The following is a 543-nucleotide window of genomic DNA, read 5'->3' as shown; positions in this document are numbered from 1 at the left end:
CTCTACATAGGAGGAACCGATGGCAGAGCTTATGGAGAAGTCGTCTCAAAGAGCCGGCGCCCCTGCTGTGGCAGATTCCGGGCAGGAGTATGTGACCTTCACTCTCAATGACGAGATTTACGCCTTCGATGCCTTGCAGGTGCAGGAGATTATTGAACTGACCAGCGTCACCAAAGTTCCGCACCTCCCGGGATACCTGAAAGGTGTCATCAACCTTAGGGGAACGATCATCCCGGTGATCGATCTGAAACTGAAATTCGGAATGGTCAGCGGCGAGTACAAGAAACACACCTGCATCATAGTCACCGAGTATTCCCGGGGGGTTATGGGGCTGATTGTTGATTCGGTATCCGACATCCTCAACATCCATCCGCAAAGCATCTCCGATGCCCCGAACTTCGGGACCAGCATCAACACCGAATTCATAGCCGGCATGGCCAAGACCGGCGACAGCCTGGTTCTGGTTTTAGATGTGGACCGGGTGCTGACCGAGGAAGAGGCGACCATTGTGCAGCAGGTGGCCGCCAGTGACGGCATTCAGGA

At 54.7% G+C, this 543-nt stretch carries 1 protein-coding gene; it reads left to right on the top strand.

All coding sequences use genetic code 11. The features are described 5' to 3' along the window. Positions 1-19 precede the first annotated feature (19 nt). A partial coding sequence (locus tag KI809_RS20370; RefSeq protein WP_214173437.1) for a chemotaxis protein CheW occupies positions 20-543 on the top strand: 524 nt, incomplete at its 3' end.

This window comes from Geoanaerobacter pelophilus (genome assembly GCF_018476885.1).
Classification (GTDB): Bacteria; Desulfobacterota; Desulfuromonadia; order Geobacterales; family DSM-12255; genus Geoanaerobacter; species Geoanaerobacter pelophilus.
Note: the sequence above shows the minus strand (reverse complement) of the source record. Positions and strands in the feature narration are given on the sequence as shown.